This window comes from Streptomyces sp. BBFR51, from assembly GCF_044591655.1.
GTDB lineage: Bacteria > Actinomycetota > Actinomycetes > Streptomycetales > Streptomycetaceae > Streptomyces.
The window spans coordinates 3,829,574-3,850,622 of sequence record NZ_CP172448.1; the positions used below are offsets into that span (position 1 = coordinate 3,829,574).

Genomic DNA, 21,049 nt, shown 5'->3' on the forward strand with positions numbered 1-21,049 from the left:
CCCGACTCGATCACCGCCATACGTGCCGTATCGACGCTACAGCCGCCCCTCTCGGGGCACTATGACGGGGTGGCAGCCGCACGGACGGAGTTCAAGCGCGGGAGCCGGTGGCGCGGCCCCGGCTCCCGGTTCCGTGCCGTCGGCCGGGCCCTGCGCCTGCCGGTGACCGGCACCGCGCGCGGCATCCGCCGGGCGACCCACGCGCACGGCGCGGGCGAGTCGGGCCTCGGCAAGCTGATCGAGCTGCACGGGGTGAACGGCGCCGGTGACGTGATGATCACCGTCGCGCTCGCCTCCACCGTCTTCTTCTCCGTCCCCACCGACGAGGCGCGCGGCCGGGTCGCGCTGTACCTGGCCATCACCATGGCCCCGTTCACGCTCCTCGCGCCGGTGATCGGCCCGATCCTGGACCGGCTGCCGCACGGCCGCCGCGCGGCGATGGCGACCGCGATGGGCGCCCGCGCGGTGCTCGCGCTGGTGCTGTCCGGCGCGGTCGTCACCGGCGGCATCGAGCTGTACCCGGCCGCGCTCGGCGTGCTGGTCGCCTCGAAGGCGTACGGCGTGGTCAGGAGCGCGGTGGTGCCGCGGCTGCTGCCGCCCCGCATCTCCCTGGTGAAGGCGAACTCGCGGGTCACGCTGTGCGGGCTGCTGGCCACCGGCGTCGCCGCGCCGATCGGCGCGGGGCTCCAGCAGGTGGGGCCGCGGTGGCCGCTGTACGGCGCGTTCGTGATCTTCGTCGCGGGCACCGTCCTGTCGTTCACGCTGCCGCGGAAGGTGGACTCGGCGCGCGGCGAGGACCGGGCCCTGCTCGCCTCGGACGAGGACCACCTGCCCGGGCCGCTGCGGGGGCGGGGCAAGCGCCCGGGGCTGCGCACGGTGGGTCCGGCGGTGACGCACGCGCTGGCCGCCAACGCCGCGATCCGCTGCCTGACCGGCTTCCTGATCTTCTTCCTGGCGTTCCTGCTGCGCGTGCACCCGATGACCGGGCAGAGCGCGGCGGTGTCGCTGGGAATAGTGGGCGTCGCGGCCGGCGCGGGCAACGCGCTGGGCACGGCGGTCGGGGCGTGGCTGCGCTCCCGTGCGCCCGAGATCATCATCGTGACGGTCGTCGTGATCGTGCTGGGCGCGGCGGTGGTGGCCGCGGTGTTCTTCAGCGCCGTCCTGGTGGCGTGCCTGGCCGCGGTCGCCGGGTTCGCGCAGGCGCTCGCGAAGCTGTCCCTGGACGCGCTGATCCAGCGGGACGTGCCGGAACAGGTCCGCACCTCGGCCTTCGCCCGCTCGGAGACGCTGCTCCAGGTCTCCTGGGTGCTCGGCGGCGCGGTCGGCATCGTGCTGCCGCTCAACGGCACGCTGGGCCTGGCGGTGGCCGCCGCGATCATCGCCGCCGGGTGGCTGACGACCGTACGGGGGCTGCTCGACTCGGCGCGGCACGGGGGACCGGCGCGGCCGAGGGTGGCGTGATCACGCCACGCCGTACCCAGGTGGGGGACGGGCCGGGAGCGCCGTATAGCCTTCGCCCATGACCACGTTGCCCCGCGGCACCGCCGCTATCGGACACGGCGCTGTGCGGCGCCGCCGCGCCGTCGCCGCCGCCGGCGCCGTATCCGCCGGACTGCTCCTGCTGTCCGCCTGTGACGAGCCGACCCCGATCTCGACGATCACCGTCGGCAGTGACTCGGTCAGCTCCGAGGCCACCTGCGGCGGGCAGGGCGACACCCTTTCCGCCGACGAGATCACCAAGTGCCTGGACGACAAGGACGCGAAGTCCATCACCGTCGACCAGGACGAGACCGTGCGGTTCGGCGTCGACCCGGACATCGCCGACCAGCACTGGACGATCCTGATGAACGGTCAGCAGCTGGTCGAGGACAGCGACAAGACCTACCGCACCGTGCCCGGCAGCGTGTTCTTCAACGCCCAGTACGGCGCCCAGGGCGACTCGACGAACGTCGCCGTGGCGGCCCGTGACGGCAAGGAAGGCAGCCAGAAGATCACCGGCGTGTGGGTCTTCGAGCTGAAGAAGGACTGACCACGTCCTCCGCGCACATCCTCGTGGCCACCGCGGTCCCCGTCGAACGGGACGCGGTGGCCCGGGCGTTCCCGGCGCCGGGCACCGAGGTACCCCGTCCCGGCATCGTCCTGCACCGGCTGCCGGGCGGCTGGGACCTGCTGGACGCCGGGGTCGGCCCCGCCCTCGCCGCCGCCTCCACGGCCGCCGCCCTGACCGCCGCGGCCCTCGGGGGCTCGCCCTACGACCTGGTCGTCTCGGCCGGTATCGGCGGCGGCTTCGCACCGCACGCGCCCGTCGGCTCGCTCGTCGTCGCCGACGAGATCACCGCCGCCGACCTGGGCGCCGAGACCGCCGACGGCTTCCTGCCGGTCACCGAACTCGGCTTCGGCACCGTCACCCACCACCCGCCCGCCGGCCTCGTCGCCGCCGTGGCCGCCGCGACCGGCGCCCGCCCCGGCACCGTGCTGACCGGCTCCACCGTCACCGGCACCGCCGAACGCGCCGCGCTGCTGCGCACCCGCCACCCGCGTGCCCTGGCCGAGGCGATGGAGGGCTTCGGCGTCGCCGGGGCCGCCGCCGCGCACGGCGTGCCCGTGCTGGAACTGCGCGCCGTCTCCAACCCGGTCGGCCCGCGCGACCGCGCCGCCTGGCGCATCGGCGAGGCGCTCGCGGCACTGACGGACGCCTTCGGGAAGCTCGCACCCGTCCTCACGAGTTGGAACCCACATGACCGACATGCCTGCTGAGACCCCTGAGCCCTTGCAGATCGCGTACTCCCCCTGCCCGAACGACACCTTCGTCTTCGACGCCCTTGCCCACGGCCGTATCCCGGGCGCTCCCAGCGCCCCCGCCGTCGAAGTGACCTTCGCGGACATCGACATCACCAACGGCATGGCCCAGCGCGGCGAGTTCGACGTGCTGAAGGTGTCGTACGCCGTCCTGCCGTACGTCCTCGACGACTACGCCCTGCTGCCCTGCGGGGGCGCGCTGGGCCGGGGCTGCGGGCCGCTGGTGCTGACCCGGGAGGCGGACGCTGGGGGCACCTCCCACGCTTTCGGCAGTGGGGGACTGCGGGGCCGCACGGTCGCGGTGCCCAGCGAGACGTCGACGGCGTACCTGCTCTTCCGCCTCTGGGCGGCGGACACGGTGCCCGGTGGGGTAGGCGAGATCGTGGTCATGCCCTTCCACGAGATCATGCCGGCCGTGCGGGACGGGAAGGTCGACGCGGGCCTGGTGATCCACGAGGCGCGCTTCACGTACCAGAACTACGGGCTGCACAAGCTCGCCGACATGGGCGAGCACTGGGAGCACACCACCGGGCTGCCGATCCCGCTGGGCGCGATCATCGCCCGGCGGTCGCTGGGCGCGGAGGCGCTGACCCGGCTGGCCGACGCGGTCCGCGCCTCGGTCCGCGCGGCCTGGGACGACCCGGAGGTGTCCCGGCCGTACGTCATGGAGCACGCGCAGGAGATGGACCCGGCCGTCGCCGACCAGCACATCGGGCTGTACGTCAACGAGTTCACCGCCGACCTCGGCGAGGACGGCTACGCGGCGATCCGGGGCCTGCTGACCCGCGCGGCGGCCGAGGGACTGGTACCGGCCCTCGGCCCGGACGCGCTGGCGTTTCCCTAGCGATCGCCGTTGATCAGACGTCGAGCTGGTCGGCGACGGCGCGGAGCAGGCCGGCGATCTTCTTGCCGGCGGTCTTCTCGGGGTAACGGCCCCGCTCCAGCATCGGGGTGACGTTCTCCAGGAGCGTCGTCAGGTCCTGCACGATGGAGGCCAGCTCGTCGGGCTTCTTGCGCTGCGCGGCCGCGACCGAGGGCGCCGGGTCAAGCAGGGTGAGGGAGAGCGCCTGGTCACCGCGCTGTCCGGCGACCACACCGAACTCGACTCGCTGTCCCGGCTTCAGTGCCTCGACTCCGGCGGGGAGGACCGAGGAATGCACGAAGACGTCACCGCCGTCGTCGCGGGAGAGGAAGCCGAAGCCCTTCTCGCTGTTGAACCACTTGACCTTGCCGGTAGGCACGTCTGTCCTCGTCCTCGTACTCGTCGGAAAACTGCTCGGAAACGGCTCTTGATAGCACTTGGGCGGGTCGTCCTGACCGACCCGCCGATACCAAGGCTAATGGTGTTCAAGCCGGTGACAAGACGTCCCCCGGCTGTTCCCCAGGCCTGGGAACTACCCTGGTCGAGTGCGTGAACAAACCCAAACGAATTCCGCCGCGCCCGGTGACCGGTTGATCCGCGCCGGTGCGATCGTCTTCTTCGTCGGCGCCGTGGCCACTCTCGTCACGGTGGCCCCGCTGCTGCTGGACACGACGCCCTTTCCCACCTACATGTTCGTGCTGAGCATGCTGATGGGAGTGGGCTTCCTGATCGCCGGGGCGGGGGTGCTCCGGTCGGTCGCGGCCGGGCGGCGTCAGGCGCGCGCCGCGGCCGGCCCTTCGGCGTCGCCTTCGCCGTCCCGGTAGGCGGCGAGCCAGTCCGGGAACCGCGTCAGGTCGGCGAGGACGACGTCGGCGCCGGCCGCGCGCAGTTCCTCGGCGTCGCACGGCCCGCTGGCCACGGCCACGGAGCGGGCGTCCGCGGCGCGGGCCCCGCGGACGTCGCCCACGTGGTCGCCGACGTACACGTCCGCGTCGTGCTCGCGCAGCGCGACGGCCTTCTGCTCGGCCCACAGGCCGCCGATCACCGCGTCCGGCTCGATGCCGAGGTGCGTCAGGTGCAGCTTGGCGTTCGGCTCGTACTTGGCGGTGACGACGAGCGCTCGCCCACCGGCCTCGCGTACGGCGGCCACGGCCTCCCGGGCGCCCGGCAGCGCGAGCGTGGGCTCGATCGCGTACGCCGGGTAGATCTCCCGGTACAGGTCGGCGACGGCCGGGATCTCCTCGGCCGGGAACCAGTTGGCCAGCTCCTCGGCCAGCGGCGGCCCGAGCCGGGTCACGGCCAGGTCGGCGTCGACGTACGTCCCCGTCCGCGCGCTCAGCTCGAGGTAGCAGGCGCGGATGCCGGGCCGCGAGTCGATCAGCGTCATGTCGAGATCGAATCCGACGGTGGGCGCGGGGCGGGTGGTGGAGGCCATGGGGTCCATTGTGCCGGGGCCCCGGCGGGTGCTCGCGGGGCACCCGGTCCGGCCGCCTGGCGCCGCCGGCCGCATCACGGGACTCCACGTCGGCGCACAAGGCCCTCGCGCCCGCCGTGCCCCGCCCCTCGGGGACCGAGCCGCCGGCGGTCGACGGGCAGGCACGCCATCGGTGGCGAACGCCGGGGGCTGCCTCACCGCAGGCACGGGGCCCGAGGACGGGAACCGTCGGCACGGTGCCCGCACGGTCAGCCGCGCAGGCGGCGGGTGCGCGCCGACGGCGGTCGACGGGCAAGCACACCACCAGTGGCGAACACCGGGGCTGCCTCACCGCAGGCACGGGGCCCGGGGACGGGAAGCGTCGGCGCGGTCTCGCCCAGTCAGCCGCGCAGGCGGCGGGTGCGCCAGAGGAGGTAGAGGGCCGTGGCGACGGCGGCGGTGCGCAGGACCCAGGGCCAGGTGTCGGCGACGGCGTCGTTCATGTGGCCCTCGGTGATCGGATCGCCCCAGCGGCCCTCGGTGCGGCCCCACAGCCACACGGCACCGGCGGCGGCGACCGTGCCGGGCAGGCCCAGGACGGCCCACTTCGACTGGGCGGGGGTCAGGCGGCGGGAGAGGTAGGCGATCAGCCAGCCCAGGCCGAGGGGGACGAGGTTGCCGAGCACGGCACCGACGACCAGGAGGGCCGCGGCGAGCAGGAGGAGGGGGTTGTTCCAGCCGCCCTCGGGCCACAGGCGGGGCAGGCGGCGGCGGCGGGTCCCGTCCGGCTCCCCGTCGACCGGCTCCTCGGCCTCCTCCACCGCCTCCACCGACTCCCCGGGGGCCTTCCCGCCGGTGGCGTCCTTCTTCTCCGTCGCGTCCGTCGCCCGCGGCGGCGGCTTGAGCAGCTCCGGGATCTCGACGCCGCCGACGAACCCGGGCACGCTGTCGCCGACGCCCGCGAACGGGCCGGCCTCCACCCGCCACCAGTCCGGCTGGCGGCCCCCGGCGCCGCCCAGTTCCTGCGCGCCGGCCAGGTGCGGCGGGGAGGCCGCGGGCTCGGCCGGGGGTTCGGCCGGGGGTTCGGGCGCGGGGCGCCGCAGGCTCTTGCGGCGCTCGGCCTTGCGGGGCCCGGAGTCCCGCTGGACGGGCACGGCGGTGGGCGGCGGCACCGACGGCTGCCGGGTCCCGCTCGTGCCGCCCGCCGCGTCGACGATGTCGTCGGGGCTGCCGAGCCGGTCCAGGATGCGGCGGACGGCGGCCGGACTGTCCACGGTGGTCTTCGCACGGTGCCGGTCGATCTCGTTGCGCAGCTCCGAGACCAGCCGCATGCGGGTGGCCGACGGCAACTGGCGTTGCTGGGCCACGTCGCCGACGCGGCTCAGATACTCGAAGACGACCTGGTCGCTCTCGATCCCCACTGACCCCTCCGGGGCGGTGTGTTGTGGTACCCCGTCGCACGAAGGTACCGAATCCTCCCCCGGGGGGCCGAGGCCACCGCGCCGTCGCAGCCGCACCCCGGCGCCGTACCCACCCGCTAACGTGGGCCGGATGAGCACCGAGGAGAAGTCCGCGGCCCCCCGGTCCCTCGCGGAGGCGCTCCGCGTCAGGGACGACGTCTCGCTGGCCGCCCTCCTGCGCAGCCGCCCCGACCTCATCACCCCCGTGCCCACCGACCTCACCCAGCTCGCCACCCGTGCCGGTACCCGTGCCTCGGTCGTGCGGGCGCTGGAGCGTCTTGACCGGTTCGCGCTGCAGACGGCCGAGGCGCTGGCCGTGGCGTCGGACCCGGCGTCGTACGGCGAGCTGCTCGCGCTGATGGGCGGCGACGAGGCCGACCCCGCCGTCTCGGCCGCGCTGCCCCGGGCCGCCGCCCTGCTGCGCGAGCAGGCCCTGGTGTGGGGTCCCGAGGACCGGCTGCGGCTGGTGCGCACCGCCCGTGAGCTGCTCGCGCCCTCCCCGCAGCATCCGTCCCCGACGGGGCTCGGACCCACCGTGCGGGAGGCGACGGCGGGGATGTCGCCGGGCCGGATCCAGGAGATCCTCACCGCCGCAGGACTGCCCTCGACGCACGACTCCGTCTCCGCCGTGTCCGCGCTCGCCGCCCTGTTCGCCGACCGGCAACGGATGGCGGCGCTCCTCGCCCAGCTGCCCGAGGAGTCCCGGGAGGTGCTGGCCCGGCTGGTGTGGGGCCCGCCGTACGGCCAGGTCACCCACGATCCCGCGCACCACCTGCGCGCGCTGCTCGACCGGGGCCTGCTCCTGCCGACCGCGCCCGGCACGGTCGTGCTGCCCCGCGAGGTGGCCCTGCATCTGCGTGCGGGCCGGGCGCACCGCACGCCCGAGCCGGTGCCGACGCCGGTGGAGGCCGCCGCCACGCACCGTCCACAGGTTGTGGACGCCACCGCGGCCGGGCAGGCCCTGGCGGCGCTGGGAGTCGTCGAGGAGTTGCTGAAGGAGTGGGACGAGGGCGGCCCGACGGTGCTGCGGTCCGGTGGTCTGAGCGTGCGCGACCTGAAGCGGACGGCCGTCGCCCTGGACGTGCCCGAGCCGGTCGCCGCCTTCTGGGTCGAACTGGCCTACGGGGCCGGGCTGATCGCCTCCGACGGGGAGGCCGACGAGCGGTACGCGGCGACCCCGGCGTACGACGAGTGGCGCGAGCTGCCCCCGGCCGAGCGCTGGGCGCGGCTCGCCGGGACGTGGCTGACGGCGACCCGGACGCCGGGCGTGGTCGGCGGGCGGGACGCGAAGGAACGTACGCTCTCGGCGCTGGGCCCGAACCTGGACCGTTCGGCGGCGCCGGAGGTACGGCACCGGGTGCTGGCCCTGCTGGCGGGGCTGCCCGAGGGTGCCTCGCCCACGGAGGAGTCGGTGCTGGCCCGGCTGCGCTGGGAGCGCCCGCTGCGCGGCCCCCGGCGGGAGCAACGGGAGACCCGGGAGTCCCGGGAGGACGACCTGCGGACCCGGATCGCCCGATGGACGCTGTCCGAGGCCGAGCTGCTCGGCGTCACCGGGCGCGGTGCGCTGGCGTCGCCGGGGCGGGCGCTGATCGGGGCGCCCGAACCGTCCCGCCCGGCGGAGGACCCCGGGGGCCCCGGGGGTCACAGGGATCCCGAGGGTCCCGGTGACAAGCTCCCCGTCCATCACCACCGCACCCCGCCGGCGCTCGCTCCCGCCTCCGCCGCCGAGCAGGCCGCGGCCACCGCGACCGCCGCCCGGCTGCTCGAACCCCTCTTCCCCGAACCCCTGGACCACGTGCTGCTCCAGGCCGACCTGACGGCGGTGGCGCCGGGACCGCTGGAGCGTCCGCTGGCCGAACTGCTGGGGGTGCTCGCGGACGTGGAGTCCAGGGGCGGGGCGACGGTCTACCGGTTCACGCCGGGCTCGGTACGCCGTGCGCTGGACGCCGGGCGGACCGCCGCCGACCTGCACGCCTTCCTCGCCCGGCACTCCCGTACGCCGGTGCCGCAGCCCCTGACGTACCTGATCGACGACGTGGCCCGGCGGCACGGACAGCTGCGGGTGGGCGCGGCCTCGGCGTACGTGCGCTGCGACGACGACGCCACGCTGGACGAGATCCTCGCCGACAAGCGGGCCGCCGGCCTCGGCCTGCGCCGTCTGGCGCCGACCGTGCTGGCCGCGCAGGCCGATCCGGCGGCGCTGCTCGAGGGGCTGCGCGCGCTGGGCTTCGCGCCGGCCGCCGAGTCCGCCGCGGGCGACGTGCTGATCACCCGCGCCGACTCCCACCGCACCCCGCCGCGGACGGCGCCGGAGCCGGTGCCGGACGGTCCGCCGGCCCCCGACGACACGCTGCTGGCGGCGGCGATCCGTGCCGTCCGGGCCGGCGACCTGGCCTCCACGACCCCGCGCAAGCCGGGCCCCGGGGGCGGGGAAGGCGGTGCCCCGGGCGGGGAAGACGGCGCCCCGGGCGGCGAACTGCCCCGCACGGGCGCCGCCGAGACGCTGGCCACCATGCAGGCGGCGGTCCTGACCGGCGAGGCGCTGTGGATCGGCTACGTGAACGCCGAGGGTGCCGCCAGCCAGCGCGTGATCGCGCCGATCCGCGTCGAGGGCGGCTTCGTCACGGCGTACGACCATACGGCGGACGAGGTGCGCACCTATCCGCTGCACCGGATCACCGGCGTGGCCGAGCTGGCCGACGACGCGGGCTGAACCGGCGTACGACGGTCGCGCACTTTCGGGTGTACGCGGTGGTTCATGCACGCCACGCCGGGTGATTCGCACCTGCGAGGGAGCTTTTTTCATATTCCGCATCGGGTCGTCGAGGCTCGGGCAGCCACCGGGTGCCCTGCAAACGAACCGAAAGGAAGAACCCGATGCGTACTGCCGTTCGCCGTGCCGTCACCGTCCTGACCTCCACCGCGGCGCTGTTCGCGGCGTTCGCCGCCGAGGCCGCAGCGATCGGCATCGACCTCGGCGGAGGCGTCACCCTCTGACCCGTCCCCCCTTGCGCACCTCTCGGCGGGCCGGGTCCCAGTCCCCCTGGCCCGGCCCGCCGTCCTCCCCGCATTCCGAGCATCCGAAAGGCCTCCCATGCGCGCCAAGCCCTCCGACCCCGACCGCTCCGCAGCCCGTTCCGCAGCCCGTTCCGCCGTCGCCGTCTCCGTCGCCGCCCTGATCACGGCCGCGGCGCTGTTCGGCGCCCTCGTCCCCAGGGCCGCCGCGCTGGAGGGGCCGCTCGTCAATAACATCGGCATCGCTCTCGGGTAGCCCCGCCCCGCGATCAGGCACACTGGACGTTTGGCCGAGCCGTCGTCCGGCCGTACGCACGCGAAAGGGTGCCGCCCGTGAATGGTCCGCTGATCGTCCAGTCCGACAAAACCCTGCTCCTCGAAGTCGACCACGAGCAGGCCGGTGACTGCCGTCGGGCCATCGCGCCGTTCGCCGAGCTGGAGCGGGCGCCGGAGCACATCCACACCTACCGGGTGACGCCGCTGGGCCTGTGGAACGCGCGGGCGGCGGGCCACGACGCCGAGCAGGTCGTGGACGCCCTCGTCGAGTACAGCCGCTACCCGGTGCCGCACGCGCTGCTCGTCGACATCGCCGAGACGATGGACCGCTACGGCCGCCTCACCCTCTCCAAGGACCCGGCGCACGGTCTCGTCCTGACGACCACCGACCGGCCGGTCCTCGAGGAGGTCCTGAAGTCGAAGCGGATCGCGCCGCTGGTCGGGACCCGCATCGACGCGGACACGGTGGCCGTGCACCCCTCCGAGCGCGGCCAGATCAAGCAGACGCTGCTGAGGCTGGGCTGGCCGGCCGAGGACCTCGCCGGGTACGTCGACGGCGAGGCGCACCCGATCGAGCTGGCCGAGGACGGGTGGGCGCTGCGCCCGTACCAGAAGCAGGCCGTGGAGAACTTCTGGCACGGCGGCAGCGGTGTCGTCGTCCTGCCCTGCGGCGCGGGCAAGACGCTGGTCGGGGCGGGCGCGATGGCGCAGGCCAAGTCGACGACGCTGATCCTGGTCACCAACACCGTCTCCGCCCGGCAGTGGAAGCACGAGCTGGTCAAGCGCACGTCGCTGACCGAGGACGAGATCGGCGAGTACAGCGGCACCCGCAAGGAGATCCGGCCGGTCACCATCGCCACGTACCAGGTGCTGACGACCCGGCGCAAGGGCGTCTACCCGCACCTGGAGCTGTTCGACTCCCGGGACTGGGGGCTGATCGTCTACGACGAGGTGCACCTGCTGCCCGCGCCGGTCTTCAAGTTCACCGCCGACCTCCAGGCCCGGCGGCGGCTCGGGCTGACCGCGACCCTGGTGCGGGAGGACGGCCGCGAGTCGGACGTGTTCTCGCTGATCGGGCCGAAGCGGTTCGACGCGCCGTGGAAGGAGATCGAGGCGCAGGGCTACATCGCGCCCGCCGACTGCGTGGAGGTCCGGGTCAACCTCACCGACTCCGAGCGGCTCGCGTACGCCACCGCCGAGACGGAGGAGAAGTACCGCTTCTGCGCCACGACCGACACCAAGCGCAAGGTGACGGAGGCGATCGTGCGGCGCTTCGCCGGGCAGCAGATCCTCGTCATCGGCCAGTACATCGACCAGCTCGACGAACTGGGCGAGCACCTGGGCGCGCCGGTCATCAAGGGCGAGACGTCCAACGCCCAGCGGGAGAAGCTCTTCGAGTCCTTCCGGCAGGGCGAGATCAGCGTCCTCGTCGTGTCGAAGGTCGCGAACTTCTCGATCGACCTGCCGGAGGCGACGGTCGCCGTCCAGGTGTCGGGCACGTTCGGGTCGCGGCAGGAGGAGGCCCAGCGGCTCGGCCGGGTACTGCGTCCGAAGGCCGACGGCCACCAGGCGCACTTCTACTCGGTCGTCGCCCGCGACACCCTCGACCAGGACTTCGCGGCCCACCGCCAGCGCTTCCTGGCGGAACAGGGCTACGCCTACCGGATCATGGACGCGGACGAGGTACTGGCGGAGGACGCCTGAGGGGCCCTCAGGGCTTATCGGCGGCGGACGCCGGCCTCCTCGCCGTACTCGCCGAGGACGACCACGTCGAAGGCGGCGCCGGCGAACACCCTGACGGCGCGCAGGGTGTCACCGAGCCGGTGCCGGTGGCTGCCGGCCACGGACGTGGCACCGGACGCGCGGCCCGGTGCCGGGGCGGGGGAGATGGTTGCTGCGCTCATGACTCCATGGTGCGACCGCGGGCCGCCGAACGGCATCGGTCTGCGGGCCGAACCCCCGCGGGCGCCGCGTACGCCTGCGGGTGGACGCCTGCCCCTCAGGTAGGAGGGCCCGACCCCTAGGGGTCGGAAAATATTCATTGGCCCGTGCCGCCCCCGCTCCTCTAGACTCTCCGCTCTTGCCCGCCTCCCCACCGGAGTGCTGCCGTCCGGACGGAAACCGGTCGGCCCCCGCGCGCGTCCCGCGCCCACCACACCGCAGGTCATCCGGAGGCACTCCCTTGTCCACGCCCGTCCACGACGACCCCCTTTCCAGGGAACGCTCCCACCTCGCCGCGTCCCGTTCCGCCCTGCGCGCGATGCGTGCGGACGTGGAGTCCCTCGACATCACCGACGTCACCGCGAACTGGGTCAACGCCGCGGTCCTGGAGAGCCAGATCGAGCAACGCATCAAGGCACTCGCCGACCTCAGCGAGACCCCGCTGTTCTTCGGCCGGCTCGACTACGTGCACGCTCCGGGCGCCGAGCGGGCCGAAGGCGGGGAGGAATCAAAAGGGCGCGAAGCGCCTTCCTTGCAAGGGCGGCGGTGGGAGACGGGCGAGCGTTTCTATGTGGGGCGGCGGCACGTGCACGACGCGGACGGCGACCCGATGGTGATCGACTGGCGGGCACCGGTCTCGCAGCCGTTCTACCGGGCGTCGAAGAAGGACCCGCAGGACATCTCGCTGCGCCGCCGCTTCGGCTACACCGCCGGGGACCTGACCGCGTACGAGGACGAGCACCTGCTGGACCCGGCGGAGGCCGCGGCCACCAGCAAGCTGCTCCAGCAGGAGATCGAGCGGCCCCGTGTCGGCCCGATGCGGGACATCGTGGCGACGATCCAGCCCGAGCAGGACGAGATCGTACGCGCCGGGCTGACCGGCTCCGTCTGTGTGCAGGGCGGTCCGGGCACCGGCAAGACCGCCGTCGGCCTGCACCGCGTCGCCTACCTCCTGTACGCGCACCGCGAGCGCCTGGCCCGCACCGGCACCCTGGTCATCGGGCCGAACCGGTCCTTCCTGCACTACATCGAGCAGGTGCTGCCGGCGCTCGGCGAGCTGACGGTCCGCCAGGCCACCGTCGACGACCTGGTCGCCCACGTCGAGGTGCGCGGCGCGGACGAGGCGACGACGGCGGTGATCAAGGGCGACGCGCGGATGGCGCAGGTCCTGCGCAGGGCCCTCTACTCGCACGTCACCCTGCCCACCGAGGGGGTCGTCGTGGTGCGCGGCTCGCGTCGCTGGCGGGTGGCGGCGTACGAGCTGGAGGAGATCGTCCGCGAGCTGCTCGCCCGTGACATCCGCTACGGCGCCGCCCGCGAGGCGCTGCCGCAGCGGATCGCGCACGCCGTGCTGGTGCAGATGGAGCGGGCGGGCGAGGCGCCGGACGACCGGGTGCAGAACGCGGTGGCGCGCAACGCCGCCGTGAAGGCGCTGGTGAAGACGGTCTGGCCGCAGGTCGACCCGGCCAGGCTGGTCCTGCGTCTGCTCGCCGACGCGGACTTCCTCGCCGAGCACGCCGGGGGGATCCTCACCGAGGACGAGCAGAAGGCGGTGCTGTGGGTGAAGCCGGCCCGCTCGGTGAAGGCCGCGAAGTGGTCGCCCGCCGACGCCGTGCTGATCGACGAGGCGACCGACCTGATCGAGCGCACCCACTCCCTGGGGCACGTGGTCCTCGACGAGGCGCAGGACCTGTCCCCGATGCAGTACCGCGCGGTGGGCCGGCGCTGCACCACCGGCTCGGCGACCGTCCTCGGCGACCTGGCGCAGGGCACCACGCCGTGGGCGACCCGCAGCTGGGAGGAGGCGCTGGGTCATCTGGGCAAGGGCGAGGCGGTGGTCGAGGAGCTGACGGCCGGTTTCCGCGTGCCGACGGACGTCATCGCGTACGCCTCCCGGCTGCTGCCGGACATCGCGCCGGGCCTGACGCCGGTGGCGTCGATCCGCGAGAACCCCGGCTTCTTCGACATCCGCGCGGCCGGCGCCGGTACGGCCGACGTGGTGGCGGCCTGCCGTGAGCTGCTGGAGCGGGAGGGCTCGGTCGGCCTGATCGCCGCCGACGCCAGGGTGCCGGAGCTGGCGGCGGCCCTGGGGGCGGAGGGGATCGGGTACGTCGGCCCCGGCGAGGAGACGACCCACGCCACCCGCCTGACCCTGGTCCCGGCCTCGCTGGCCAAGGGCCTCGAGTACGACTACGTGGTCCTGGACGAACCGCAGGCCGTGGTCGACGGCGAGCCCGACGAACGCACGGGGCTGCGCCGCCTGTACGTGGCGCTGACGCGAGCGGTCTCGGGCCTGATCGTGACCCACGCGACGGGACTGCCGCCGCAGCTCGCCTAGCTGCGGGCAGTCGTGCCTCCCCCAGTGCCTGAACGGCCTGGGAGGTGTCCCCAGGCGGCACGGGTGGGCGGTGGGGGCAGCTCCCGCTCGAGCGAAGCCGGGAGTGGGGGAGGCACCCCGCCACGCCGGGCCGCGCTCCCCACCCGCGCCGCACGAGCACAGGCGCACCACCCGGCGGAACGCTCAGTCCCCCAGCACCCGCCGCCACTCCCCCACCGCGTCCGCCGACACCGGCCCCTCCCACCCGGAGGGCCGCGCCGCCCCACCGATGTGGAAGCCGTCGATCCCCGCGTCCAGCAGCCCCGGTACGTGCTCCAGCCGCAGGCCGCCGCCCACCAGCAGTTGCTGCTCGTACCCCGGCTCCCCCCGCCGCCGCGCCTCCGCGAGCAGCACGGTCAGGCCGTCGTCCACCCCACCGGCCGCCCCTGCCGTCAGGTAGGTGTCCAGGCCCGGGAAGTCCGCGAGCTGCTTGCGCAGGGCGTCCCGGTTCGCGGCCCGGTCGATCGCGCGGTGGAACGTCCACCGGCACCCGTCCAGCACCTCGGCGATGCGCTCCACCGCCCCGAGATCCACGTCGCCCTCCGCGTCGAGGAACCCCAGCACGAACTGCGTGGCCCCGGCCTCCCGCATCCGACCGGCGACCCGTGTCAGCCGTTCGACGTCGCCGGCGGCGAACCCGTCCGCGAGGCGCAGCATCACCCGCAGGTCGATGTCGACGGCGGCGCGGATCGCGGCGACGGTCCCGGCGTGCGGGGTGAGTCCGTCGGCCGCCATGTCGGTGACCAGTTCGAGGCGATCCGCGCCTCCGGCCTGGGCGGCGACCGCGTCCTCGACGTCGAGGGCGATCACCTCCAGGACTGCACGCTTGCTCATGGGACCCCATTCGTCGCGGCCTGCTACAGGTCTAGTCCAATCCAAGACTACGCCCCGATGGCAGGCCGGGGTGCCCGCGTCGCCGCTCAGCCGCCGAAGAGGTTCAGCTCCGCCGCCTCCACCCCGGCCAGCTCGTACCCCGTCGTACCGTTCGCTCCGTCGAGGGGCCGCCCCGCGTACAGCCGTACGAGGGTGGCGGCGTCGCCGATGAACCGGCCCGGCGGCCGCTCACCGCTGACCGCGCCCAGCTTCAGGGGCTCGTCCAGGTCGTCGAGGTCGGCGTGCAGCGACACGTGCCCGAGGTCGCGGGTGAGCGTGCCGAGCAGCGCGAGCGCCTCCGGCAGTCCGCGTCCCGCGTACGCCCCCGGCTCGCCGAGGGCCACCCGTACGTCACCGGCGTGCACCCACTCGCCCAGTGCGATCAAGTCGAGCGCGCCGCCCGCGCGGCCGATCACCGGGCCGGCCTCGGTCATGCCGCGCTCCAGTTCGTCGACGACCCGGCCGTTGGTCCAGTCGGCGCGTTCGGCGATGTCGCGGTCGTTGGACTCGGGCGAGAAGGCGCCCTTGTCGAGGCGGTTCTCCACCACGCGGGTCAGCGCACTGGAGCCGTGCGCCAGTACGTCGCGCACGGTCCAGCCCGGACACGCGGCCACCGGCAGCGCGAAGTCCGCGTCCGGCCGGGACCGCAGCAGCGGGACCAGTTCGTCCCGTTCGATGGTCAGCAGCCGGCCTGGCAGTTCGGGGTCGCGTACGTCGTGCACGTCTGCGGGAGTCGTCATGGACTCCACGTTAGGGCCGGGCGCGGTCGCGGTCAGCGGTCCAGCAGGTCGTCCAGTTCGGCGGCGAACAGGAGGGCCGGGTCGAAGCCCATGCCGGTGAACTGGCCGGCGAGTTCCAGGGACAGCACGCCGTGCAGCCGGGACCAGAAGGACAGGGCGCGGTGCAGGACCGCGGGGGGCGCCGGGTGGTCGCCCGCCCAGTGGCGGTGCGCTTCGAGGTGCGTGTCGAACGCGCCCGCGGGGCTGTTCGACGGCAGCGCGGCGCAGGCGTCGACGATGACCGCCATGGTCTCGGCGGCGATCTCGGTGATGTCGTCGGGCGCGCGGTAGCCGGGGACGGGGGTGCCGAAGACGAGGAAGTAGCGCTGCGGGTCGTCCAGGGCCCAGGCGCGCAGGGCGTGCGCCAGCCCGGCCAGGTCGGCGCCGGTCTCGGCGGCCGCCCGGAAGGCGTCGGCCTGGCTTCGGTAGGCGTCCCTGATGAGTTCGGTGATCAGCTCGTCGCGGCCGTCGAAGTACCGGTAGAGCGCGGGTCCGCTCATGCCCATCCGCTTGGCGATCGCGTTGAGGGAGAGCGCGGACGCCCCCGCCGCGGCGATCTGCTCCCACGCGTGTTCCTTGATCTCCGCCTGCACCTGGGTGCGGTAGCGCTCGCGCGGGGTCTTCGTGCGCGGCTCCGGCATGGTCCGCCCGCCATCTCTCGGATTTCACAAATCGGCTAGAAGCCGGTTAGAAGCTATCACGACAGCTATCTGGAAGAATGCGCGCATGGCCGACCTCGACGTCCTGCGCTCCCGCTTCGCCCGCGCCCTCGACCTGGCCAGGAGCCCCGTGCGCGGCCCGGACCCCGCGCCGTACGCCGACAACCTGCTCGCCCGCTGGCAGGAGCCCCAGCGGCACTATCACACCCTCGCGCACCTCACCGCGGTCCTGGACCACGTCGACGTCCTGGCCGAACACGCCGACGACGCCGACGTCGTACGCCTCGCCGCGTGGTTCCACGACGCCGTCTACCAGCCCGACCGGTCCGAGAACGAGGAGCGGTCGGCCCGGCTCGCCGAGCGTGCCCTGCCCGAGGCCGGGGTCCCGGCGTTGAAGGCCGCCGAGGTGGCCCGGCTGGTCCGCCTCACCGTCACCCACGCCCCGGCCGCCGACGACCGCGACGGGCAGGTGCTGTGCGACGCGGACCTGGCGATCCTCGCCTCGCCGCCGTCGGCGTACGCGGCGTACACGGCGGCCGTCCGCGAGGAGTACCACTTCGTGCCGAACGAGGCCTTCCGCGAGGGCCGGGCCGCGATCCTGCGCCAGCTCCTGGACCTGCCCAGCCTGTTCCACACCCCGCACGCGCGTCGGGAGTGGGAGGCCACCGCCCGCCACAACCTCACCGGCGAGCTGGAAATGCTGTCGCTCCCCGACACCCCGGGCGTCTAGCCTGCCCGGCATGCGGACACTGGGCGGGGAACAGGTGGAGGAGGCCGTCGCGAGCGCCGTCGCGCTGCTGCGGACGGCGACGGACCGGGACTGGGAGGCGGCGCGGGCCGGGCGGCTCGAATGGAGCTGCCGGTACACGGCGGAGCACGTCGCGGGCATCCTCATCGCCTACGCGAGCCAGCTGGCCGGACGCGCCACCGAGGTGTGGGTCCCCTTCGAGATCACCCTGGACGAGGGCACCGGCAACGAGGACGTGCTCCAGGTGATCGAGACGACCGGCGCGCTGCTCGCCGCCACCCTGCGCACCACCCCGCGCGAGGTGCGGGCCTTCCACCCGTACCCCTACCGCAGCGCGAACCGCGAGGGCTTCGCCGCGATGGGGATCGTCGAGGTGCTCCTGCACACCCACGACATCGCCGAGGTGCTCGGGCTGGCCCACGAGCCGCCCGCCGAGCTGTGCGCGGACGTCCTCGCCCGGATCTTCCCGCACGTCCAGCCCGGCGCCGACCCCTGGCGCACCCTGCTGTGGGCGACCGGCCGCGGCGACCTGCCCGGGCGTGCCCCGGTCACCGGGTGGCGCTGGCGCAACAACCTGGTGGTCCCGGCCGGGCGGCTCACCCTCCAGGGCGTCACGCCCGCCGCCGCCACCGACCTCGCCGCGGGCGGCGACGGCGGCTTCGCGTGGGTCGAGGGCGGCCCCTTCCAGGGGACCCGCGACGCCGCCGGGATGCTGCTCAAGGCGTACGAGGCGGGCGTGCACCGGCCGGAGTGGGGGGTGTTCGTCCTCGTACGGGGCGAGGACGGGCGCGCGGTCGGCGGCATCGGCTTCCACGGGCCGCCGGACGAGGACGGCCGGGTGGAGATCGGCTACGACCTCGTCGAGGCCGCCCGCGGCAACGGCTACGCGACCGAGGGCCTGCGCGCGCTGTCCGCGTGGGCGCTGGCCCGGGACGAGGTGACGTCGGTGTTCGCGACGACCGACCCGGACAACACCGCCTCGCAGGCCGTCATCGTCCGTGCCGGTTTCACCCGGGTCGCGGGCACGGACGCGGAGGGCGCCGAGCAGTTCGCCTACGAGCTGCGCGACTGAGCACCCGGGGCGGTGCGGGAGGACCCCTTGCGGCGGCGCAGCCCCGCCCCGTGCAGCAGCCGCACCACCTCGCGGCTGCTGACCTCGAGCGCGCCGGCGGACACGGCATCGGCGTAGCGCTGGGCGGGCAGGTCGTAGTGGTCGCGTTCGAAGGCGCGGCGGGGCACGCCCAGGGTCGCGGCGAAGGCGTGCAGTTCGGCGTAGGAGACGTCGCTGACGAGGTGGGACCACAGGCGGCCGTGCCCCGGCCAGGTCGGCGGGTCGATGTAGAGGGTCACCGGGCCGCCCTCACGAGGACTCCGGGCCGCCGGTGGCGGCGCCCAGCGAGCCGACCGCCGCGACCTTCACGCCCGCCTGACCGCACACCCAGTGCGGATCGGGACCCAGCTCGGGCTCGACGTCCAGCGCGTGCGGGTCGCCGGAGCCGCACACCGGGCACAGCGGCCAGCGGCCGTACCGCTCCAGCAGGGCGTCCTGCACGTCCTGCGCGACCAGCCCCGCCACGAACGGGGCGCCCTCCGGCCACTGCTCGACCCACCAGCGCCGCTGCACGACGGACTCCTCGACGAGGGACACGACGTCCGGCTCGGCGACCTGGCCGGCCACCAGGTCGGCCAGCACGAGGGCGCGCGCGGCGTGCAGCGTCTGCTCCAGGGGGCTGATGGGGTCCATGCACCCATTGTGCGCACTCTTGACCCGCGGACCGAAACGAAAATATCTTTCATGAGTGACCGATGAAGTGAAGGAAACTTTCGCCAACGCTTCCGGGGGCCGCCGTGCCGCCGGCGGCGGAAGCGCACCACCCGCACCGCCCGCGCCCGCCGCCCTCGCGGCCAAGGTCCGCACCCTGGCGCCGTCGATGACCCGTTCCATGCAGCGGGTCGCCGAGGCCGTCGCGGGTGACCCGGCAGGCTGCGCGGCCCTCACGGTCACCGGCCTCGCCGAGCTGACCGGCACCAGCGAGGCGACCGTCGTACGCACCGCCCGGCTGCTCGGCTACCCGGGCTACCGTGATCTGCGCCTCGCGCTGGCCGGGCTCGCCGCCCAGCAGCAGTCCGGCCGCGCGCCCGCCATCACGACGGACATCGCGGTCGACGACCCGATCGCCGACGTCGTCGCCAAGCTGGCCTACGACGAGCAGCAGACCCTCGCCGACACCGCCGCGGGACTGGACACCGTCCAGCTCGGCGCGGCCGTCGCCGCGCTCGCCGCCGCCCGCCGCACCGACGTGTACGGCATCGGCGCCTCCGGCCTGGTCGCCCAGGACCTCACCCAGAAGATGCTGCGCATAGGGCTCATAGCCCACGCCCCGGGCGACACGCACCTCGCCGTCACCAACGCGGTGCAGCTGCGTACCGGGGACGTCGCCCTCGCGATCACGCACTCCGGCTCGACGGGCGACGTCATCGAACCGCTGCGCGTCGCCTTCGAGCGCGGCGCGACGACCGTCGCGATCACGGGCCGCCCCGACAGTCCCGTCACGCAGTACGCCGACCACGTACTGACCACGTCCACGTCGCGGGAGAGCGAGCTGCGGCCGGCGGCGATGTCGTCCCGGACCAGTCAGCTGCTGGTCGTGGACTGCCTGTTCGTGGGCGTGGCACAGCGGACCTACGAGTCGGCCGCGCCGGCGCTGGCCGCGTCCTACGAGGCGCTGGCGCACCGGCACGGGGCGCTGCGCGGGGGAGCGGGGGACCGTAGGGCTTGAGCTTTGCGGGCGGCTGCGGGTCCGTTGTGGGTGGTCGCGCCCACGCGGCGGAGCCGCAGATCGAAACAGTCCCGCGCCCCTGGGTTAGTACAGGCATCGCACGTTGAAAAGGGCTGCATTCTTATGACCTCCACCCCCCATCACCCCGATCTCCGTTCCCAGTTGGAGACGCTCACCACCGAGGCGTTCCGGCCGGAGCTGGCCGAGATCGATCAGCTGCCCACCCTCGACATCGCGCGGCTGATGAACGGCGAGGACGCCACCGTGCCCGCCGCGGTCGCCGAGCGGCTGCCCCAGATCGCCGCCGCCATCGACGCCGTGGCCGCCCGGATGGCGCGCGGCGGACGGCTGGTCTACGCGGGCGCCGGTACGGCCGGCCGGCTCGGCGTGCTGGACGCCTCGGAGTGCCCGCCCACCTTCAACACCACCCCCGGGCAGGTCGTCGGCCTGATCGCGGGCGGCCCGGACGCCATGGTCACCTCCATCGAGGGCGCCGAGGACTCGCCCGAGCTGGCCCGCGCCGACCTGGACGCCCTCGGCCTGACCGCCGACGACACGGTGGTCGGCGTCTCCGCCTCCGGCCGCACCCCGTACGCCGTCGGCGCCGTCGAGTACGCCCGCTCGCTCGGCGCCCTGACCGTCGGCCTCGCCTGCAACCGGGACAGTGCCCTGGCCGCCGCCGCCGAGCACGGCATCGAGGTCGTCACCGGGCCCGAGCTGCTCACCGGCTCCACCCGGCTGAAGGCCGGCACGGCGCAGAAGCTGGTCCTGAACATGCTGTCGACGATCACGATGATCCGGCTCGGCAAGACGTACGGGAACCTGATGGTGGACGTCCGCGCCTCCAACGAGAAGCTGCGCGCCCGCTCGCGCCGCATCGTCGCGCTGGCCACCGGCGCCGCCGACGACGACATCGAGCGCGCCCTGACGGCGACCGACGGCGAGGTCAAGCACGCGATCCTGGTGCTGCTGGCCGACGTGGACGGCCCGACGGCCGCCCGCCTCCTGAAGGACTCCGGCGGCCACCTGCGCGCGGCGCTGGCGGCGTCGGCCGGCTGAAGGCGTC

The 21,049-nt window shown here is 74.3% G+C and carries 22 protein-coding genes; 13 read left to right on the plus strand and 9 right to left on the minus strand.

Annotation, left to right across the window (positions count from 1 at the left end; translation table 11 throughout):
- The first annotated feature begins 69 nt into the window (after positions 1-69).
- Genes ACGH7X_RS17315 through ACGH7X_RS17330 form a run of 4 tightly spaced genes read left to right on the plus strand, consistent with a single transcriptional unit; the run spans position 70 to position 3,643 of the window.
- Positions 70-1,461, plus strand: coding sequence for an MFS transporter (locus ACGH7X_RS17315; protein ID WP_399886247.1), 1,392 nt, complete (start codon positions 70-72; stop codon positions 1,459-1,461).
- Positions 1,462-1,519: 58 nt separating this feature from the next.
- The gene (locus ACGH7X_RS17320) at positions 1,520-2,029 is read left to right on the plus strand and encodes a DUF2771 domain-containing protein (protein ID WP_399886248.1); all 510 of its coding nucleotides are present in this window, start codon (positions 1,520-1,522) and stop codon (positions 2,027-2,029) included.
- Between the two features lie 23 nt (positions 2,030-2,052).
- Entirely contained in the window at positions 2,053-2,757 is a 705-nt protein-coding gene (locus ACGH7X_RS17325; RefSeq protein WP_399897112.1) for a futalosine hydrolase, read from the plus strand.
- Positions 2,738-3,643 (plus strand): 1,4-dihydroxy-6-naphthoate synthase, encoded by a 906-nt coding sequence (locus tag ACGH7X_RS17330; RefSeq protein ID WP_399886249.1) that lies wholly within the window; start codon positions 2,738-2,740, stop codon positions 3,641-3,643. Before ACGH7X_RS17325 ends, ACGH7X_RS17330 begins: the two co-directional genes overlap by 20 nt.
- Before the next feature lie 13 nt (positions 3,644-3,656).
- Here ACGH7X_RS17330 and ACGH7X_RS17335 read toward each other — a convergent pair whose 3' ends face one another.
- Complete coding sequence (locus tag ACGH7X_RS17335) at positions 3,657-4,040, minus strand: cold-shock protein (protein ID WP_345594981.1); 384 nt, start codon at positions 4,038-4,040, stop codon at positions 3,657-3,659.
- A gap of 166 nt (positions 4,041-4,206) precedes the next feature.
- On the opposite strand from ACGH7X_RS17335, the gene ACGH7X_RS17340 reads away from it, so the two are divergent.
- Entirely contained in the window at positions 4,207-4,485 is a 279-nt protein-coding gene (locus ACGH7X_RS17340) for a hypothetical protein (protein WP_399886250.1), read from the plus strand.
- On the opposite strand, the gene ACGH7X_RS17345 is transcribed toward ACGH7X_RS17340, so the two are convergent.
- Both ACGH7X_RS17345 and ACGH7X_RS17350 read right to left on the minus strand, forming a co-directional pair.
- Positions 4,434-5,096 carry an HAD family hydrolase gene (locus tag ACGH7X_RS17345; protein WP_399886251.1) on the minus strand — a complete coding sequence of 221 codons (663 nt, stop codon included), beginning with the start codon at positions 5,094-5,096 and terminating at the stop codon, positions 4,434-4,436. The genes ACGH7X_RS17340 and ACGH7X_RS17345 overlap by 52 nt on opposite strands.
- Positions 5,097-5,476: 380 nt before the next feature.
- Positions 5,477-6,496, minus strand: coding sequence for a hypothetical protein (locus ACGH7X_RS17350; protein WP_399886252.1), 1,020 nt, complete (start codon positions 6,494-6,496; stop codon positions 5,477-5,479).
- A 130-nt stretch (positions 6,497-6,626) separates the two neighbouring features.
- Here ACGH7X_RS17350 and ACGH7X_RS17355 point away from each other — a divergent pair, with 130 nt between their 5' ends.
- The 3 genes from ACGH7X_RS17355 to ACGH7X_RS17365 all read left to right on the plus strand — a co-directional run bounded on the left by ACGH7X_RS17355 (position 6,627) and on the right by ACGH7X_RS17365 (position 11,530).
- Positions 6,627-9,248: a helicase-associated domain-containing protein gene (locus tag ACGH7X_RS17355; protein WP_399886253.1), complete on the plus strand. Its 2,622-nt coding sequence runs from the start codon at positions 6,627-6,629 to the stop codon at positions 9,246-9,248.
- A 381-nt stretch (positions 9,249-9,629) separates the two neighbouring features.
- Entirely contained in the window at positions 9,630-9,806 is a 177-nt protein-coding gene (locus ACGH7X_RS17360) for a hypothetical protein (protein WP_399886254.1), read from the plus strand.
- Positions 9,807-9,883: 77 nt separating this feature from the next.
- The gene (locus ACGH7X_RS17365; protein ID WP_399886255.1) at positions 9,884-11,530 is read left to right on the plus strand and encodes a DNA repair helicase XPB; all 1,647 of its coding nucleotides are present in this window, start codon (positions 9,884-9,886) and stop codon (positions 11,528-11,530) included.
- Positions 11,531-11,544: 14 nt separating this feature from the next.
- On the opposite strand, the gene ACGH7X_RS17370 is transcribed toward ACGH7X_RS17365, so the two are convergent.
- Positions 11,545-11,730 carry a hypothetical protein gene (locus tag ACGH7X_RS17370; RefSeq protein WP_399886256.1) on the minus strand — a complete coding sequence of 62 codons (186 nt, stop codon included), beginning with the start codon at positions 11,728-11,730 and terminating at the stop codon, positions 11,545-11,547.
- A gap of 278 nt (positions 11,731-12,008) precedes the next feature.
- On the opposite strand from ACGH7X_RS17370, the gene ACGH7X_RS17375 reads away from it, so the two are divergent.
- Positions 12,009-14,105, plus strand: coding sequence for a HelD family protein (locus ACGH7X_RS17375; RefSeq protein ID WP_399886257.1), 2,097 nt, complete (start codon positions 12,009-12,011; stop codon positions 14,103-14,105).
- Between the two features lie 183 nt (positions 14,106-14,288).
- Here ACGH7X_RS17375 and ACGH7X_RS17380 read toward each other — a convergent pair whose 3' ends face one another.
- The 3 genes from ACGH7X_RS17380 to ACGH7X_RS17390 form a co-directional block, all read right to left on the minus strand.
- Entirely contained in the window at positions 14,289-14,978 is a 690-nt protein-coding gene (locus ACGH7X_RS17380; protein ID WP_399886258.1) for a copper homeostasis protein CutC, read from the minus strand.
- Between the two features lie 86 nt (positions 14,979-15,064).
- Positions 15,065-15,757: a maleylpyruvate isomerase family mycothiol-dependent enzyme gene (locus ACGH7X_RS17385; protein ID WP_399886259.1), complete on the minus strand. Its 693-nt coding sequence runs from the start codon at positions 15,755-15,757 to the stop codon at positions 15,065-15,067.
- A gap of 32 nt (positions 15,758-15,789) precedes the next feature.
- Complete coding sequence (locus tag ACGH7X_RS17390; protein ID WP_399886260.1) at positions 15,790-16,437, minus strand: TetR/AcrR family transcriptional regulator; 648 nt, start codon at positions 16,435-16,437, stop codon at positions 15,790-15,792.
- 85 nt (positions 16,438-16,522) lie between these two features.
- Here ACGH7X_RS17390 and ACGH7X_RS17395 point away from each other — a divergent pair, with 85 nt between their 5' ends.
- Both ACGH7X_RS17395 and ACGH7X_RS17400 read left to right on the plus strand, forming a co-directional pair.
- Positions 16,523-17,185, plus strand: coding sequence for a hypothetical protein (locus tag ACGH7X_RS17395; RefSeq protein ID WP_399886261.1), 663 nt, complete (start codon positions 16,523-16,525; stop codon positions 17,183-17,185).
- 10 nt (positions 17,186-17,195) lie between these two features.
- A complete protein-coding gene (locus tag ACGH7X_RS17400; protein WP_399886262.1) occupies positions 17,196-18,275 on the plus strand; it encodes a GNAT family N-acetyltransferase in 1,080 nt (359 codons plus the stop codon).
- Here ACGH7X_RS17400 and ACGH7X_RS17405 read toward each other — a convergent pair.
- Complete coding sequence (locus tag ACGH7X_RS17405) at positions 18,257-18,553, minus strand: DUF4031 domain-containing protein (protein ID WP_399886263.1); 297 nt, start codon at positions 18,551-18,553, stop codon at positions 18,257-18,259. The genes ACGH7X_RS17400 and ACGH7X_RS17405 overlap by 19 nt on opposite strands.
- A gap of 10 nt (positions 18,554-18,563) precedes the next feature.
- Entirely contained in the window at positions 18,564-18,947 is a 384-nt protein-coding gene (locus tag ACGH7X_RS17410) for a hypothetical protein (protein WP_399886264.1), read from the minus strand.
- Positions 18,948-19,002: 55 nt separating this feature from the next.
- On the opposite strand from ACGH7X_RS17410, the gene ACGH7X_RS17415 reads away from it, so the two are divergent.
- Both ACGH7X_RS17415 and murQ read left to right on the plus strand, forming a co-directional pair.
- The gene (locus ACGH7X_RS17415) at positions 19,003-19,983 is read left to right on the plus strand and encodes a MurR/RpiR family transcriptional regulator (protein WP_399886265.1); all 981 of its coding nucleotides are present in this window, start codon (positions 19,003-19,005) and stop codon (positions 19,981-19,983) included.
- A 123-nt stretch (positions 19,984-20,106) separates the two neighbouring features.
- Positions 20,107-21,042, plus strand: a complete 936-nt coding sequence (gene murQ / locus ACGH7X_RS17420; protein ID WP_399886266.1) for an N-acetylmuramic acid 6-phosphate etherase — start codon at positions 20,107-20,109, stop codon at positions 21,040-21,042.
- The last annotated feature ends 7 nt before the right edge of the window (positions 21,043-21,049 follow it).

Excerpts from the sequence above, each read along its gene's own strand:
- ACGH7X_RS17320 (WP_399886248.1), top strand. The coding sequence starts at position 1,520 with ATGACCACGTTGCCCCGCGGCACCGCCGCTATCGGACACGGCGCTGTG.
- ACGH7X_RS17330 (WP_399886249.1), top strand. The coding sequence starts at position 2,738 with ATGACCGACATGCCTGCTGAGACCCCTGAGCCCTTGCAGATCGCGTAC.
- ACGH7X_RS17345 (WP_399886251.1), bottom strand. The coding sequence starts at position 5,096 with ATGGCCTCCACCACCCGCCCCGCGCCCACCGTCGGATTCGATCTCGAC.
- ACGH7X_RS17355 (WP_399886253.1), top strand. The coding sequence starts at position 6,627 with ATGAGCACCGAGGAGAAGTCCGCGGCCCCCCGGTCCCTCGCGGAGGCG.
- ACGH7X_RS17360 (WP_399886254.1), top strand. The coding sequence starts at position 9,630 with ATGCGCGCCAAGCCCTCCGACCCCGACCGCTCCGCAGCCCGTTCCGCA.
- ACGH7X_RS17370 (WP_399886256.1), bottom strand. The coding sequence starts at position 11,730 with ATGAGCGCAGCAACCATCTCCCCCGCCCCGGCACCGGGCCGCGCGTCC.
- ACGH7X_RS17380 (WP_399886258.1), bottom strand. The coding sequence starts at position 14,978 with ATGAGCAAGCGTGCAGTCCTGGAGGTGATCGCCCTCGACGTCGAGGAC.
- ACGH7X_RS17385 (WP_399886259.1), bottom strand. The coding sequence starts at position 15,757 with ATGACGACTCCCGCAGACGTGCACGACGTACGCGACCCCGAACTGCCA.
- ACGH7X_RS17390 (WP_399886260.1), bottom strand. The coding sequence starts at position 16,437 with ATGCCGGAGCCGCGCACGAAGACCCCGCGCGAGCGCTACCGCACCCAG.
- ACGH7X_RS17395 (WP_399886261.1), top strand. The coding sequence starts at position 16,523 with ATGGCCGACCTCGACGTCCTGCGCTCCCGCTTCGCCCGCGCCCTCGAC.
- ACGH7X_RS17400 (WP_399886262.1), top strand. The coding sequence starts at position 17,196 with ATGCGGACACTGGGCGGGGAACAGGTGGAGGAGGCCGTCGCGAGCGCC.
- ACGH7X_RS17410 (WP_399886264.1), bottom strand. The coding sequence starts at position 18,947 with ATGGACCCCATCAGCCCCCTGGAGCAGACGCTGCACGCCGCGCGCGCC.
- murQ (WP_399886266.1), top strand. The coding sequence starts at position 20,107 with ATGACCTCCACCCCCCATCACCCCGATCTCCGTTCCCAGTTGGAGACG.